12 protein-coding genes are annotated in these 15579 nt (G+C 66.8%); 5 read left to right on the top strand and 7 right to left on the bottom strand.

What is annotated here, in order from left to right; genetic code table 11:
- Positions 1-139 precede the first annotated feature (139 nt).
- The 5 genes from OG984_RS03105 (at position 140) to OG984_RS03085 (ending at position 10426) form a co-directional block, all read left to right on the top strand.
- A complete protein-coding gene (locus OG984_RS03105; RefSeq protein ID WP_328530189.1) occupies positions 140-6184 on the top strand; it encodes a hypothetical protein in 6045 nt (2014 codons plus the stop codon).
- A gap of 27 nt (positions 6185-6211) precedes the next feature.
- Positions 6212-7954, top strand: a complete 1743-nt coding sequence (locus OG984_RS03100) for a hypothetical protein (RefSeq protein ID WP_328530188.1) — start codon at positions 6212-6214, stop codon at positions 7952-7954.
- Positions 7955-8108: 154 nt separating this feature from the next.
- A complete protein-coding gene (locus OG984_RS03095; RefSeq protein ID WP_328530187.1) occupies positions 8109-8444 on the top strand; it encodes a hypothetical protein in 336 nt (111 codons plus the stop codon).
- A 122-nt stretch (positions 8445-8566) separates the two neighbouring features.
- A complete protein-coding gene (locus OG984_RS03090; RefSeq protein WP_328530186.1) occupies positions 8567-9451 on the top strand; it encodes a DUF2797 domain-containing protein in 885 nt (294 codons plus the stop codon).
- Between the two features lie 291 nt (positions 9452-9742).
- The gene (locus OG984_RS03085; protein WP_328530185.1) at positions 9743-10426 is read left to right on the top strand and encodes a TetR family transcriptional regulator; all 684 of its coding nucleotides are present in this window, start codon (positions 9743-9745) and stop codon (positions 10424-10426) included.
- Positions 10427-10572: 146 nt separating this feature from the next.
- Here OG984_RS03085 and OG984_RS29485 read toward each other — a convergent pair whose 3' ends face one another.
- From OG984_RS29485 to OG984_RS03055, 7 genes are all read right to left on the bottom strand, one after another.
- A complete protein-coding gene (locus OG984_RS29485) occupies positions 10573-11127 on the bottom strand; it encodes a bifunctional DNA primase/polymerase (RefSeq protein WP_442940948.1) in 555 nt (184 codons plus the stop codon).
- Positions 11124-11942 (bottom strand): class I SAM-dependent methyltransferase, encoded by an 819-nt coding sequence (locus OG984_RS03080; protein WP_328532313.1) that lies wholly within the window; start codon positions 11940-11942, stop codon positions 11124-11126. Before OG984_RS03080 ends, OG984_RS29485 begins: the two co-directional genes overlap by 4 nt.
- A gap of 141 nt (positions 11943-12083) precedes the next feature.
- Positions 12084-12752, bottom strand: coding sequence for a TetR/AcrR family transcriptional regulator (locus OG984_RS03075; protein WP_328530184.1), 669 nt, complete (start codon positions 12750-12752; stop codon positions 12084-12086).
- A gap of 126 nt (positions 12753-12878) precedes the next feature.
- Positions 12879-13730 carry a helix-turn-helix domain-containing protein gene (locus OG984_RS03070; protein ID WP_328530183.1) on the bottom strand — a complete coding sequence of 284 codons (852 nt, stop codon included), beginning with the start codon at positions 13728-13730 and terminating at the stop codon, positions 12879-12881.
- 8 nt (positions 13731-13738) lie between these two features.
- Positions 13739-14248, bottom strand: a complete 510-nt coding sequence (locus OG984_RS03065) for a DUF6879 family protein (protein ID WP_328530182.1) — start codon at positions 14246-14248, stop codon at positions 13739-13741.
- Positions 14229-14495, bottom strand: a complete 267-nt coding sequence (locus OG984_RS03060) for a hypothetical protein (RefSeq protein WP_328530181.1) — start codon at positions 14493-14495, stop codon at positions 14229-14231. Before OG984_RS03060 ends, OG984_RS03065 begins: the two co-directional genes overlap by 20 nt.
- A 231-nt stretch (positions 14496-14726) precedes the next feature.
- Positions 14727-15482, bottom strand: a complete 756-nt coding sequence (locus OG984_RS03055) for a TetR/AcrR family transcriptional regulator (RefSeq protein WP_328530180.1) — start codon at positions 15480-15482, stop codon at positions 14727-14729.
- Positions 15483-15579: the final 97 nt, after the last annotated feature.

Raw genomic sequence — 15579 nt, 5'->3', positions numbered from 1 at the left:
AGTCATCATGAAATCAACCCGCGGGAAGTGATGCAAAGGACCCTAACGATCATTCATCTCGCCATTCTCTGGCAAAATCACAGCACTCATGCTTACCCTGTGATTATCACACTGCTCTCCATCTGGAGGAAGAGACCACATGAGGACCGACGCCGCCTACCAGGGCTACTTCCGCGAGTACCTCTTCCACCAGACAGTCCACCGGGCACGACGCGAGAGCGGTCAGCGGATCCCGATCTCCCAGGCCCGCGCCATCAACGCCTCGATCCTGCGCCGGATGACCGAGGGCGAGGCCCATTCCCAAGCCTCAGAACAACGGCAGGACGGACAGCCGGGCCAGCAGGAGCAAGAAGGGCAGCAGGTTCCGTATCTGCGGATCGTCGATGAGGAGATGGCGGCCTCGGTGCCGGGCTACACCGCCCAGTTCGGCGACCACACCCCCGCCGACGTCGAGTGCCAGCGGATCTGGCGGGACTACTTGCAGATGACCGGGATCGCGAAACAGGCTGCTTGGAAGTCGCCGGTAGTGCCGATCAGTCCCTATGACCCGCTGTGGGCCCATCGCGCGACCATGCGGCGTGGCGGGACCGCACTGAGCTATCTGCATGCCTCCGCGATCGAGCGTGCCTGCGGTGGTGCCCTCGGCGAGATCCACTCCAACGCGTTGGGTGAGCTGCAGATGTGGCGGATCAGTGGCCGGACGCGGGAGCGGACCGGGTCCGCGATGACCCACGAGGATGCCTGCGGTCTGTCGGTCCTCATGGACAAGATGAGCCAACGCGAGTATCAGCAGGTTCGGGACTGGGTCATCGAAGGCGGGCGCGACCCCCGCACCGGTGAGATCGACCCCACCAGGTTCATGGGTCCGGCCGCGGTGGCACGGTCGGTCGCCGTGCTCGAGGAGCTGCAGCGCCAAGGGGTCGGCTACCAGGTCCTGCGCGATCTCAACCCGGGCCAGATCAAGGCCAAGATCACCGCGACCGGTATCGACATCCGGCTCACCGAGACCTGTGAGAACCAGCGCTTCGCCGGCGCCCGCATCTACGACAACGGGATCGAAGTGTCCTACTCCACCAACTATCGGGGAACCAGCAACCGAAACGGCAGCAGACAAGGCGGCACCGGCAGCGCGAACGTGGAGAACAAGTCGGCCGGCTACGTCCCCACTCCCAGCGAGGCGGTCGACCTGCTCCGGTTCGCACAGGGCAAGCCGGTGCCCCGCGGCGACCGTCCGGAGCTGATGATCGGCGAGCCCGCCACCCACACCGAGCCGACCTGGGACAAACGCACCCGTGGCTGGCGCCCGCGTGAGTACCAAGACAGCTACCACAGCGGCCGAGAGTCCACCTATGTCGTCAAAGACTACGAGACCGGCGGCCAGATCCCCGACGGCGCGAAGGTCACGATCCGCCGCAACGCGAAGAACCGCGGCCTGGGCTGGTACTTCTCCAACACCGAGAAGGCCAGCGAGTACCTGGACGAGGCGGTACGCAGCGCCCGGAGCAACGTCGAAGCCGCCCTCGACGTCGAAGGCCTGATCGGAACCTGGGAGAGATTCCTCGAGGAGACCACGGCCGCTGGCAATCACCTCAGCCAGATCGATCCTGCCCAGTGGCCGGTGCCAGCCTACTCCGTCGAGCCCGAGATCGCCGCCATCCAGCGTGCCTACTGGGATGTGCTGACCGGGGAGAGGGAGAGCCTCCTGCGGCCAGGGGCGAGCCCTGAGGACTACCTGGCCTCCGATGGCGAGGTCGGCACCGCGGTCTACCTCGGCACCGAGGCCGAGAAGATCCGCGACCACGCCGACGACGTCCTCGAGGAGCTGATCGGGACCTTCGACCCGGTCTACCGCGAGGTCGAGGGCGAGTTCGGCAGCGAGTTCGTGGAGAAGCGCTTCGACCCGGCCCGCGTCGCCAAGTACATGACCTCCGAGGCCGGCCAATGGGGCAACATGGACTCCCTGGCCGCTGCCCTGCGCAAGCTCGAGGTCGGCCCCGAGGAGCTGCTCGGGACCGGGTTCAACAGCACGAGGATGCGTGACCGGCTCATCCGGTTCGACCCCGACACCGCCATCGACCTCGACCCCGCCCATCCCGACGCGTTCCTGGCCCGGATCGGGACCGTGGTGCGCGACGCGGTCAACCGGCACGGCGCACACCTGACCAGCCTCAAGATCGACGACCAAGGGGTGATCGCCTGGCGGGCCGACAAGCTAGCCCGGACCGGCACCACGACCGCGGTGAGCGGCGAGATCGGCCAGGTCTTCTCCCCCGGTGACCATGGCGAGATCCTGACCCGATTCATCTCGGGCCAGAACGCGCTGATCGTGCCCGGCTACGAGGCCCGGATTACCGCGCCGGCCCCCGGTGAGAGTCGTTCGGTCGAGGAGCGCACCCGACTACGCGGGTACGAGCAGGTCCTGACCGACCAGATCGAGTATCAGATCAGCGCAGACATGGTCTCAGGGCGCAGCGAAGTCGGAGAGGGCGCCTCGCTCAACCCGCTCTACTCCAAGCTCTACGGCACCAAACACCCGATCGACTACCTCGAACGCGCCAGGACTCAGCCCGCCACCACAGGCCCGAGTGGCGTGGAGGAACGCGCGATGGGGTCGCCTGGCCTGGATCCGTGGGTCGAGGCAACCGTGGCTACCGAGGCACGCAGGGTGCGCTACCCCAACGCGATCCGCGAGGGCTCCACGGTCTATGCCGAGTACCACGCGATGTTCGAGGATGAAGACCCTGCTGACGACAACCACTTCGACGCCTGGCGGCTCACCGGCGGGCGCAACATGGCGGTCTTGTCCGGGACCGACGCGGACGGGAACCCGGCACCGGCCGGCTACTTCGACCCGGTCATGACCGGCGGATCCACCAACCAGGGCCTCATCCGCTACCTCACCGCCGACGCGGTGGTCAACGACGACGGCACCATCACCCCTGGCGGCCCCGACAGCCGGGCACCGCTGATGGCCATGCATGAGCTCGACTCGGTCCGCTTCGACCCCTTCGACCGCCAGCAGATGACCGCGACCACCCTGATGCAGTCCGCCAAGGTCACCGAACCCACCGGGGTCGCGATGATGACCTTCGGCGGCTGGACCGCCGATGACCCGATCGTGGTCAGCACAGCCTTCGCCGAATCCAACCCGATCCGTGGCTCCGACGGCCACCTGCGCGCGCTCATGCCCGGCGACAAGCTCTCCGACCTGCACGGCAACAAGGGCGTGGTCTCCCTCATCGTCGACCCGGACATGGACGCTGCCGAGGCCGCCGCCCAAGACATCTCCTCCGAGGTCGCAGCGTTCGCGGCCAACCCCGAGATGGACGTAGTGATGAGCCCGTTCAGTCTCATCTCCAGGCGCAACGCCGGAGCCGCCCGTGAGCTCATCGACCAGCACGACTCAGCCAAGGCCGACCTTAAAGACCCCCACGGCAACGTACTCACCGCTGGTGCGATCGCGCCGATGCGGTTCATCGTCACGCACATGGCGGTCGATGAGAAGACCAAGGTGTACGACGAGGAGGCCACCCAAGCCGGCCGAGGCCGGCGCGCCAGCTCCCAGCTCGCCTGGGCCCTCGGGTCCCAAGGCTGCGAAGCCGTCCTGCGCGAGTTCTACGGCCACAACGGCGCCGCCGAGGCCAGCTTCCGCGAGCTCCTGCTCACCGTCGGCCTCGACATGGACGCCACGGGCACCCTGCGCGTGATCGGCCGGCGCACCATCGACGACCCATCCGAGCAACCTTCCGGGCAACCTTCCGGGCAACCTGCGGAGCAGGCACAGGTTCTCGGGGCGGTCAGCTCTCGGCCCGATCGGCGTGTCTTCGAGATGCCCGAGCTGATCTTGACTTCGAGGGACACCCTCAACACCTCGGCGATGCGTCGTGGCTTCGGAGAGCTCATCGGCGATAGGGGCGGCTACTTGGAGATCCCCTTCCCTCTCACCTACCCCACCGGCCAGGAGACCGAGATCCAGCACGTCCCCGGCACCCGCACCGGCACCGGCACCGGCGCTGGCGCTGGCGCTGGCACGGGGACCCGTGCGGGCGCGGGGGTCGGCGAGTTTGGGCATCTGTCCTACCGGCTGCCGATCATGAGCTCGCACCTGCGCTCGGGCCAGGACTTCGAGGACGGCACCTCCAGCACCCACGACTACACCAGCCGCTACCTCGACCTGTTCGAGGAGGCTTGCCGCTACCGGCATCTGCGCAACCAGCTCGATGACCCGCAGCTGAGCGCGAGCCGGCTCGATGCCCTCGAGACCGACATGGCCAAGTGCCGGGCCAAGGCCCAGCAGAAGTTCACCTCGATCACCAACGACCTGTCCGCCCGCGTCTTCTCCGGGAAGAGAAACATCTTCAAGGAGGGCCTGATGGCCTCCCGGCTCCCGGACTCAGCCACCGCCGTGTGGACTTCCGACCCACGCCTGGACATCGACCAGGTCGCGATCGGCCCGCGGATGGCCCAGACTCTCGGGCTGCGCGAGGGCGACCACGCCCTCATCTGGCGCGATCCGGTGCTGCGCGATGCCGGCGTGCGCTACCTACGCGTGGCGATCGATGAGCGGCTGGTCGGGATCGCCATCAATCCCGTCATCGACGCGGGCTTCGACGGCGACTTCGACGGCGACTCGGTCGCCGTGGTCAGGCTCCACAGCGCCGCGGCGGTCACGGAGGCATGGGAACGACTCAGCACGCACGCCAACCTGCTCGACCTCGGCCGACGCGACCCCACCACCGGCCTGCACCCGTTGGCGATGCACAACTCCCTCGACACCAAGGTCGGTCACCACTACGACACTGAGGCCGCCGACGAGTTCGAGAACGGGTTCATGCGAGAGGCCAACCGTGTCCACTTCAACCCCGAACCCGGCGAGGACGTGACCGTCTCCGCCCTCGATATCGTCGAACAGCTCAGCGACCACTACCGCGGCGTCCAGCGCAGTCAGTTCGGGCACGCCCTGTCCTTCACCGACGCCACAGCACATGTCGACTCCGTACGCGAGGTCTGCGTCACCACCGGCGCCAAGGGCAGCGAGCGCAAGCTCGCCGACTACGCCCGCTACCTCGGCTACAGCTCCGCCCCCGCCACCGGCTCCCCGACCGGCAACCCGACCGGCAACCCGACCGGGCCGGCGAGAGGAGCTGCGACCGGAGCTGTAACAGGAGCTGCAACCGGGGCGGCGGTAGGTGTCCGCACAGACCTTGCAGCTCCGGGAATCACCACGGCCGACCAGCGAGATTCGATGTACTCGACCGCGGTGAAGTCCTTCGGTACCGGTGTGGCCGGCATGTTCTCCCAGCGGGCCGTGCGCGCGCTGCGCAACAACGACCTGAAGGCGGTCCTGGAGCTCACCTACCCGGTCACCCAGTCGATCCTGCAGGCCAAGCACGACGCCTCCGAGGCGCGCCACAAGTACACCACCCTCCTCGGGACCGGGCGGGACCTGTGGCGTGGACGGCTCATGGAGCGCAGCGAGGACAGCGGCCGATGGAAGGTGGTCCGTGACGATGCCGGCGAACCGGTTCAGGCCAGCGCCGAGCAGTGGAAGCGCCAGTTCGTCGACTTCTACACCTCGACCGACGGGTTCAACGTCGCGCTCAATCCCACCTATGTCGACCGGGTCGCGACCGCGCTGGCTGATGAGACCGGGACCATGCGCAACCTCGAGGAGGATGAGATCCCCGGCAGCTCCCTGATGGACCGCCAGGCCTACGGCGGCGACCTGTCCACGCTCATCAAGGCCGCCGAACGAGCCGAGAACGTCTTCGACGGCACCTGGAACGAGAGGTTCTGCTCCCACGCCACCCGCACCCAACGACAGCTGAGCACAGCCCGAGCCAGGGCGGGAAAGGTCAACAGCATCGACGACCTCGTCCGACTCAGGTCCCTGCAACCGTCCATCGCGACCGACGTTCTCAAGCTCGACACGATCGCCGACCACGACGCCGCAGCCCGGGCCCGCGGCTCCAACAACCGCTCGCCCTTGGCCGTGGCTGTCGACCGACGCCCCGAACGCGACCCCGAACGCAACCCCGGGCCCGCCGTGGCCTACAGGTCGACCACAGTGCTCGCCGAGCCAGCGCCGACGAATCTGACAAGCGCGTCCGGTGTACACGACGGCCCTCGGCCCGACGCCGAGCACGGAAACGGGCCCTACAACGAGGACGAGTACGAGCTGTGAGCACGAGCTCACGCGAGGAGGTACGTGATGGCGCGAGGACGGGGAACCAAGGCCTTCAGCAGCGAGCCGGTCGATCCCAATGAGGACTTCGACGGAGTTACCGTCGACGGCGAGGTCCTCGACGATGCCGCGAACAACACCGATTGGGAGGTCCCGAGAGCCGGCCGTCGCCGTCGCGGACATGACGGGCCGAGCGCGTCGCAGCGCGCCCGGGACTACTTCCGTTCCTCCCGCGCCGGATCCGGCGCACGACAGGCCCGTCAGCAGGAGCGTGCCACGCACCGGGCGCGGGCAGCCGAGGAGGCCGCTACCCAGAGCGAGCGTGACCAGTTGCTGCGGCTGCGCGAGGATGTTCGTGCGGCTGGAGTCACCTACATGCAGTCGCTGAGCGAGGCCAATATCCTGGTTCCCGGTTTCACCGACGACGAGCGCGCCGAGAAGGTCTCCGAACTCCACCAAGCCTACACGACCATGATGATGTTCTCCTGCCTGCGACCGCTCAAGGCCGGCGTGAACGCACGATCGGTGCTGCAGGCAGCCGGGATGATGAGCAGCCTGTGGCTGATGTCGCCAGCGTTCCGCAACCAGGTCGGCGAGTACCGCGAGACCCTGCGTGAGCGGATCAACGAACGCCTCGACATGCGCGCACTCGCCGAACTGGAGGCGCATCACGACGGAGCCGGGCTGCGACGCAAGTGGGCAATGCGGCTACGCGACATCGAGTACCGCCAACGCGGCCACCGCCACCCCTTCACCGCCGAATCCGCAGGCATGACACTGATCGCGCTCAGCGAGAACGCCTTCGAACGCATCCACGCCGACGGGTCCGACATCGGCCAGATCCTCAAGTCACACCGAGCCCTGATCGAACGGGTCTACTCCCAGGCCGAGGAGGACGGGCTGAGCCGCAGCGAGATCGACCGCGCTGCCCGCATCGTGCTCGGGCAGCGCCTCGAGACCGAACCAGAGCTCCAGGTCATGTTCAGCGACCTCGCCCACGGCCGAGCCCGCAAGAGCGACCCCCGCGTAGTCAAGCTCGGCGAGAGCGGCCCGACCCACACCATATGGACCGGCGAGTTCGAAGACAGCATCACCGGGCAGCCGATCTGCGAAGACACCATGTTCGACCTGCGCGGACCAATGGGGCTCGAGCAACACCAAAGCGCGATCACCCAGATGATGGCCGCCACCATGTCCAACGCCCTCAACCCGGCCCTACGCGATCCACAACTCGCAGGCCATGCCGATCCCGGGAGGCTGGATATAGGAGGGTTCACCGCCTCGATGACCGGCTACATGCTGGCCTGGCAGGGCCGCAGAGAGCCCGTTGACCTGAGCCGCGTGGCGTCCGGGTTTGCCGGCCCGATGGCGCAGACCGAGACCATGCTGGCATCCATGAGCGCTGACGGGCTCGACGAGCACGAACAGCAAGAGGTGTACTCCTGTGCGTTCGCAGACGCACTCGAACAGATCAAGGAGGCCTACCCCGGCCTGGACGAGGCGTGGGGCCGCGCCTACAGCAAGGACTGGGACGCATTCGTCAACGACGCCGTCAAGAACCCGACCCGAGCCAACACGAGCGACTGGGGCGGATTCACCGGCGCCACGTCCTCGGCCACACGCGAGACCAGTTCCGAGACCCGTTACGAGACCAGCTCCAGCAGCAACTTCGACAAGGAGTCCGGTCCGGGTCAGGCACAAACCGCCCCAGGGCAGGGCAGCGGTTCGGGGCATCCCGGATCGATCGGGGATGAGGACCTTCAACCGTGACCAGCGACGCGACGGATACCCGACTGCAGACGGCCACGCTGCCGACGTGGCCAACAGCGGAAGGCTCGACGCGAGCCCCGAACAAACCTCTCAGCTCGAGAAGCCGAACTGATGAAACGGACCAGATCACCTCAAGGAAGCAGGGCAACCCAGGATGAGGGCAGAAGCCGGCGGACTACCCGACAGCGACCAGATCGGTGACATGTTCGGATACGTCACCAACGAGGACCGACAGCGATGGGCCGCGGCGCGGCAACGCCTGTCCACCAAACCGCCCTCCACCGCTAAACAGATGGCCGCAGCCGCAGCCGAGGCCGCCATGGAGCTCGGCTCCCACGGCATCCAGGCCAAGCTGAACGCCGAACACCAGGTCATGGCTCGAGACCGCAACGACGTGACGACGAAGAAGACAAAAACCACCATCACCGAGACCATCGACTTCGAAGAACGCGACGACCGCGAAGTCATAGACGACAGCTACGAGTTCTGACCCGACACCACCCGCGAGAGGAACAGCGAATGACCCAGGCGGCCAACGCAGGGGCTCCACTGCCAGGGCAACCCACTGCATGGACGTGCACCGGTGTTTCCTGGCGTGGCGGACACCCGTCGATGACGATGATCGACGCCAGCGGCCGGGAGCTGTCCCATGCCCTGCGCCGCGGGGAGCCGTTCGGTCTACGAGTGACGGGACCGCGCCGCTGTGTCGGGCTGTGGCGCGGCAACCTTCGCTCCTGTCCGTTCGACGCACTCATCGCAGCCTCAGACAACGGCTCACAATGCGAGGCATGCGCGTGGGCCGATCCCGGGCGGGCGCTGGCCCGCGACGCCACCGCCGACGACCGCGACTTCCGGCTCTATGTCGCCACCTTCGGCGCAGACGTGCTCAAGGTCGGGATCAGTGCCCTCGAGCGCGGCGACGAACGACTCCTGGAACAAGGAGCCCTTGCCTTCACCTGGATCGGCCAAGGCCCCCATCAGGTGATCCGAGCAGCCGAGACCGCGATCGCGACCGCCGGCCCCGCGCCCGAGCGGCGCCGACGCGCCACCAAGATCGCCGGCTGGCACACCCGCGGCAACCCCGAGGACCGGCGCGCAGCTGTAGAGAAGGTCGCCGCCGCTGCACAGCGACTCCCCAACTGGCCCACGCTCGCCGAGCGCACGCCAGTCGCGGTTGTCGACCACGCTGACCGGTACGGGCTCAACGAACTGCCTGCCCACCTCGACGACATCGACAGCCTCGGTCCAGATGCCACTTTGGCGGGTCGGATCCGCTCCGTTATCGGGACCGAGCTCGTCCTCGACCAGAACACCGGCAGCCCCAGCACCAGCAGCAACAGGGCTCGAGGACTCATCGTCAGTGGACGGATGCTGGCGGGCTGGCCCATCACACCGGCACCAGATCTGACGGGCGCAGGCCCAGTCGGCTACCGCACCCGGCCCGTCCCAAGCTCTGTTGCCCCGGAGGCCGATGCGACACATCCGGCCCTGTTCTGAGGCCGCCAGCGGCATCCGCGCCCCGGCTACATGCACGAGACTCCGAGTGTTCGATGAGGCCGTTGGTTGCCTTGGGTCTGAGGTAGGGGCGTGGTGGACGGGAATCTGCGCGTATCGACAGCGCTTGAAGGGTCAGCTTCAGTCGAGAAACTTCGTCTCGGCGCTAGCCTCCTCTCGGAGACACTGTGAAAGGAAGCCGTGATGAGCGCCCCCTTCCCCGACTCAGGACGAAGCCGAAACCCTGACCCCTCGACTCACGCAACACCCGGCCGAGATCTCGACTGTCCGCACATGGCGCCGTCGGTTGCGGTTGAACCGCGGGTGCGGCGGGAGCCGCGCGAGGAGATTCTCGACGCCGCCGCCTGCCTCTTCGTACAGCGCGGATTTGCGGCAACCCCAACGCGCGACATCGCCGAGGCAGCCGGGATTGCAGAGGCCTTGATCCGCCACCACTTCCCCGCTGAGAAGGACGAGATTCTCGCCGAGCTCTTGCACCGTTCGATCGCACCCAGACTGGACAACGTCGAGAAGATCGAAGACCTGCGCTGCGCAACAGGCGCCGCTCCGGAGACGCTGTTGTACGCGTTGGCCGTGCTCGACGTGCGCGCCCTCGCACGCGCCCCGCACAACTTGGGCGCCCTCGCCAGGCAGGCAGAGGCGCAACATCAGCGTGCTGGTGCCCCGTTCCGAGCCGCGCACGATGAACTGTTGGCCGCGTACTCCCACCTCGCTGGCCGGGTCAGCGACACTGCACCGTCAACGGCGCTCGCGGCGCCGGCCAACGACATCCTCGGTCTGATGGTGCTCCATCAGACCGAGGGCATCATCGAGATACGCTCCCAGGGAGACCAGATCACTGCGAACCACGAGCGGTCGGTGGCTACGGCATGTCTACTGCTGTCCCGTGCCGACCCTGAGCGCATCAACGAGATCGCCGCCCGGGCAAGGGACTTGATCGGGGTGCCGGGAGCCTGATCCGCGCGAACCGATCGCCACAGGCGCGAAAACTTCACGCGAGCATGGTTCGACCTAGCCAACCGCCACGCAAATCCCATCGCGGCCACACCGGGCGTTTCCGGGACCGCGTTCGCGACGAGCAGGTCGGACCGGGTGGATGTGACTCAGGCGATCCCGAGCGTGTCGAAAACGCCGGTAGGACGGTAGGTCCGCCACTGGGTCTGCATAGGGTGGACATTCCACCTCACCCGGCCCGTCGCCGGTGTCCGTGAGGGCGGCGCAGCAATCCAGCCATCAGGGCCGTGATGCAGCGCCCCACCAACGCGGGCCACCTTCTCCGCGTCGACCGAGGCAGGACTTAGATAGAAGTGCCATCGCACGGGCCCCGGCTCCAGGAGAGAGTCGAACCGTCTACCTGGTCTCGCGACCGCGGTGGGGCACCGGTTCGTCAACGCCCCGTTCAGCGCGACGCCAGGGTAGGCAGGCAGATCAAGAACCTCGAACCCACGTGTTATCACCGCGATCTCGTAGTCACCCCAGTCCCGGTCGGCCTCACCAACCGACGTGACCGGCTCACCGTCGACCAGGTGCGCCTCCATACAGCTCCCGCCACACTGGCACCGGCTGCCCTTGCGCGGCGCAGCAAGCCGAGTAATCGGCCAGCCGTGGGCGAGGTACTCGGCGGCGATGCCAGCCAACCGCTTCGGGCTCCGGGTCACGACGTCACCGTCCCGACGGCAAGCCACAGCGTCGAGGCCGGCACCAATTCAGGGTGCGCGTCGGCCGCGCGTGCGGCAGCGAGCGCGGTCGGCAAGGGGCCTTGGCTGGTGAAAGTGGGTGGCCAGTCGGCGGGATCGGGGAAGTGGGCGTCGATCACGATGCCCAGCCAGCCCCCGGGGCCGGTCAGGCCCAGGACCGCCACGTTAGTGAGGCCCGCGCTCGTCATCTCGTCGGTCAGCTCGGGGATCGTCGTGTAGTACGTCGCCGCCGAGACCCGGTCATGGCGGTAGCTGGAGCCGGTGGCCTCGATGTCATCGATGATCGGCCGGCGCGCGAGGAGCTGGTTCGCCAAGGTGGCGCCCAGCAGGTTGGCGTGACGGTTGAAGGCGACGGCGGCGACCAACCCACCGGGCCGGACCACCCGCGCGGCCTCTTGGAGAGCGGTGCGGCGGTCATCGGCGTTGGTCAAGTGGTAGAGCGGCCCGGCCATGAGCGCGGCATCGAACTCGTTCTCCTCCCAGGGCAGATCCCGAGCATCACCCAGGCGTGCCCGAAGCCCCGCGGCCTGGGCTGTCTCGACGTGGCGCGAGATGGGATCGATGAGGTCAACCTCGTACCCATCAGCGCGCAACCACTCCGCGTGCACACCTGTACCACCGCCGATGTCGGCGACCCTGGCGGCTGCCGTCGGCATGTGTCGAGTCACCAGCTCACGGACCCTGGCCAGCTCCAGCTGGCCCTTGACGCTGGAAGCCAGCCGGAGGCTTTCGTCATAGCGGCTGCCGTAGAACTCCTCCAGGTCAGTCGCGATCATCGTCGACACGTTCTCTCTCCTCATGTGCAGTCTGTGCTCAGGTGTGGTGGGCTCCCGCGCCGCGTCGACACCGGGAGTTGACCCGGCCGAACCGCCACGCCACCCACTGGTGACGGCCCGGTCGGGTGTCTGCGGGGCTGGCTACTCCTCGACCAGCAGTTCGACCCAGGCGACTGCTGCCGCGATCTTGATCTCGTCTGCGGTGGCACCGCAGTGCCGCAATGCAGACGCGGCGACCGCATGGCGGGTGGTGTCCAGGATCGGGTCGCCGGCGTCCCGGAACCTGACCACGACTGAAACCAGGTGTTCGAGCAGGATCCCGTTGACCTCGAGGCCAGCGACCCGGGCACCGATCCGTTCGTAGGCGATGACGAGGTCGCGGTGAATCAGCCGGTAGGGCTTGGCCTCCTCCAGGGAGCACACGTCGGGGAAGGACGGCAGCCGCCCGCAGTTGTGCGGGGCAGCGGCAAGTGTCCCGGTGTCGATCATGACCAGGGCATACAGGGCACTCGCTGCGCCGTGTTCCTCCGCGACCGCCTCGATCCGGTCGAGCTGATCGAGAGTCGGGCGCACGGTCCGCGCCAGCAGCTCCTCGAGGATTCCGGGCTTCCCAGCGAAGTGGTAGTAGAGCGACGCCTGGCGGATTCCGACCGCCACGGCGATGTCCCTGGTCGAGGTCGCGGCGTAACCATACTGGGTGAACAGGCGGGCGCACACGTCAAGGATCTGCTCACGCGCCGACAGGTTGCTGTCGATCTCCGGGATGTGCCGCGGGCGGCCCGGGCGAGGACGTCTGGCTGCGGAACTCATACTGCTCCGTCGGGTGTGGTTGGCGGGTTGGTGCCCGGGACACCGCCGCTAGTTTTAGGAAACCCTTCGGCGCCCCGGGCTCCGCCAGTCTCATCCGGCTCGCGCGCCAGCTGCCAGGATCTTTCTTCAGATTTCTTGAAGTCGAGCCCGCGCTGTCTCGATCTGCTCCGCGGCGGCCGCACCGAAGACCGCCTGCTCCTTGAGCGCATCGAATGTACGCAGGAAGTAGTTGATGTCCTCGGGGCGCGATGTGCGCAGCAAGCCGGACCAGAACTCCTGCCGGACCAGCTGTTCGTCGAAGACATAGAAACCCTCGCCTTGGAACAGGGTCCGAGGTTGCCCGAGCGGGATGATTCCGATCGACACGTATGGCATCGCGGCAATCTTGAGCAGATGGTCGAACTGCTCACTCATCACCTCGGCTCCACCGACGTTGCTGTAGATGGCCGATGCCTCGATGACGAACACGAATGAGTTCGTGCCCGTACCGAGGAAGCGCTGCCGCTCCAGCCTGTTGCGCGCCGCCTGTTCGACATCCTCGACGGGGAGGCCGAACTGATTAGCATGGATTGTGAACTGGGTGGCGGCGTAGCGGAACGTCTGCAAGTAGCCCGGGATGTGCACTGCTTCGTAGACGCGGAGCAGTTTGGTTCGCTCGTACAGCGGCATGCTGCGGAGCTGGATGTGCTTCTGGCCGGCGCGGAGCTCACGGCGGGCCTCCAGCCACATCTGCTCGACCTCGCGATGCGCTGCGATCAGGACCGCCAACTGATCCTCAGCACCACATGCTCTCACCCACGCCCGAATGTCGGCCTCCGTCGGGTTCTGTCCGCCGTGCTCGATCTTGGAGACCTTCGCCCCGCCCCAGCCGCAGTGGCGCGCCAACGCGACACCACTCAGCCCCGCGTCCAGGCGAAGGTCACGAAGCCGGACGGCGAACGCCTTCTTCGCAGCGTCCGACGGCTGCTGGTCGGCCACGGCGACCCTCAGGCTGGCTTGTACTCGCGATGAGGCGTGGCGAGGTCCCAGGCCGCCTCGAACGCATCGCGGCAGAACGCAACCGTATCGGGGTCGCGGTGCAACTGGATCTCGGCGCGCTCGTCGTTGCCGCCGAGCACGTTGAAGATCACTGAGTCATCGAGCACGAAGCAGTCGTTGCCAGGCAAGGGCAAGTCGGAGACCAGCCGCCTGGGGAGCCAACGCAACTCCTCGCCGGCGTCGACCCCCCAAGCGCTGACATCTACCAGCGTTCGCTGGTACTCCGAGAGCGGCTCGGAGACGACCCGAACCCGCCGGACACGTCGGCCAGCGGCGACTTCGGAGGCGACCCGGTCCAGCCAGGGGGCGAAGTACTCGGTAATAGCCTTGTCGTCCCCTCGGCGCCAAGCGCGCAACAGGTCATCATCAATGGCGTACCTATCACGCAGTTCGAGTTTGAGGAACGGGCTGCCGGCCCAAATCAGCTCGGCGCGCTGCTCAACCGAGATCAACTCCATGGTTTTCCTTCACATACTTGCGGACGAATGCATCGACGGTGCGGTTCGAGACCTCCAGGAACGTCTCGTCGTCGGCCAGGTTCACGAGCTGCGAGGCCACCGTGTCGCCCCGACGCTTGCCCTGCACCAGCCACGATCCCCGATCCGTCGCGTAGAACGTCTCGCAGTCTTCACCGACGCCTGAATCGGGGTCCTTGATGTAGAACGTAGCAGTGAGGTTGTCTTCGTGACTCGGGGTGTGTCCCATGTTCTTCCTCCTGAGTTGAACTGCCGAGATGCCCCAGCCTTGCGGGCCGATCTGCGGTCAGTATCCCTTCCCGACGGCGTTGGCCGCCTGGTCTTTTAGTGGAGTTCATCGCGCATCTCGGGCCGCAGCCAAGGTGCGTCGGTCTCCTGGCCAGCTGCCCCGTTCGATCTGCACGGTGAGCGGCTTGCAGTCGCCGAACCGCCACGAACGCGTGACGGCCCAGCGACCGGTCTAGGAGCTCAGGACAAGATCGTCCCGAGCAGAGCGCATGGCCCCGTCGCAGTCCGATACGAGCTTCATCGCGGCGGCGGCGACGTACTCGATCCGCTCGTCCGCAACCCCACAGGAACGCAGGCAGGCCTCGGCAATCACCCGCGAATGCGCGGAGGAGATCGACTCCCCTTCACTGCGTGTCGCCATGACGCCCTCGACCACGCCGGTCAGCATGTTCCGCACCTGATCGAACCCCATCGAGGCGGCCAGGGCGTCGCCGCCGACTGCAACGCCGAGTCGGCCGTAAGCCTGTCCGAGGTCGTGGAGCGTGGCTCCGTACGGCTTGTAGATAGGTGTGCTTCGGACATCGGGAAACCGGTGCAGCGCGCAGGCGTTGTGCGGTGCGGCAGCAAGCACCCGTACGTCGGCGAGGGCCAACAGATAGAGCGCGACCTCAGGTGCACCCTGCGGAGAGATGGCCTCGATCATCGCGACCGTATCGAGATCTGGGCGCGCCGATCGCTCCAGGAGGTCGGCGAGGATGCCTGGCTTGCCCTTGAAGTAGTGATAGAGCGTCGCTTGTCGAACCCCGCAGGCCTCAGCGATCTCGCGGGTCGAGGTGTTGGCGTAGCCGGAGTCGACGAACAGACGCGCGGCATGGTCGAGGATCTCCTCACGTGGAGGCCGTCCACTCGGTCGGACACCTGTGTGGCGCGGACGCCCAGGTCGTGCCCAGGCGACCATGTGCCTGTCACTATCGCTGTTGTTCTTCACCCCACCACCGTGCAACACCGTGCGGTACCGTCGGAACGACCGCTTGTGGCACTTCTGTAGACATTGCGCTGGCATTGCGTAGACACCATTGCGTAGA

The sequence above is a fragment of the Nocardioides sp. NBC_00368 genome (genome assembly GCF_036090055.1).
In the GTDB taxonomy this organism is placed as follows: Bacteria; Actinomycetota; Actinomycetes; order Propionibacteriales; family Nocardioidaceae; genus Nocardioides.
This window is presented reverse-complemented; position numbering and strand designations above follow the sequence as displayed.

Excerpts from the sequence above, each read along its gene's own strand:
- OG984_RS03085 (WP_328530185.1), top strand. The coding sequence starts at position 9,743 with ATGGCGCCGTCGGTTGCGGTTGAACCGCGGGTGCGGCGGGAGCCGCGC.
- OG984_RS03060 (WP_328530181.1), bottom strand. The coding sequence starts at position 14,495 with ATGGGACACACCCCGAGTCACGAAGACAACCTCACTGCTACGTTCTAC.
- OG984_RS03065 (WP_328530182.1), bottom strand. The coding sequence starts at position 14,248 with ATGGAGTTGATCTCGGTTGAGCAGCGCGCCGAGCTGATTTGGGCCGGC.
- OG984_RS03105 (WP_328530189.1), top strand. The coding sequence starts at position 140 with ATGAGGACCGACGCCGCCTACCAGGGCTACTTCCGCGAGTACCTCTTC.
- OG984_RS03075 (WP_328530184.1), bottom strand. The coding sequence starts at position 12,752 with ATGAGTTCCGCAGCCAGACGTCCTCGCCCGGGCCGCCCGCGGCACATC.
- OG984_RS03095 (WP_328530187.1), top strand. The coding sequence starts at position 8,109 with ATGAGGGCAGAAGCCGGCGGACTACCCGACAGCGACCAGATCGGTGAC.
- OG984_RS03100 (WP_328530188.1), top strand. The coding sequence starts at position 6,212 with ATGGCGCGAGGACGGGGAACCAAGGCCTTCAGCAGCGAGCCGGTCGAT.
- OG984_RS03080 (WP_328532313.1), bottom strand. The coding sequence starts at position 11,942 with ATGATCGCGACTGACCTGGAGGAGTTCTACGGCAGCCGCTATGACGAA.
- OG984_RS03090 (WP_328530186.1), top strand. The coding sequence starts at position 8,567 with ATGACGATGATCGACGCCAGCGGCCGGGAGCTGTCCCATGCCCTGCGC.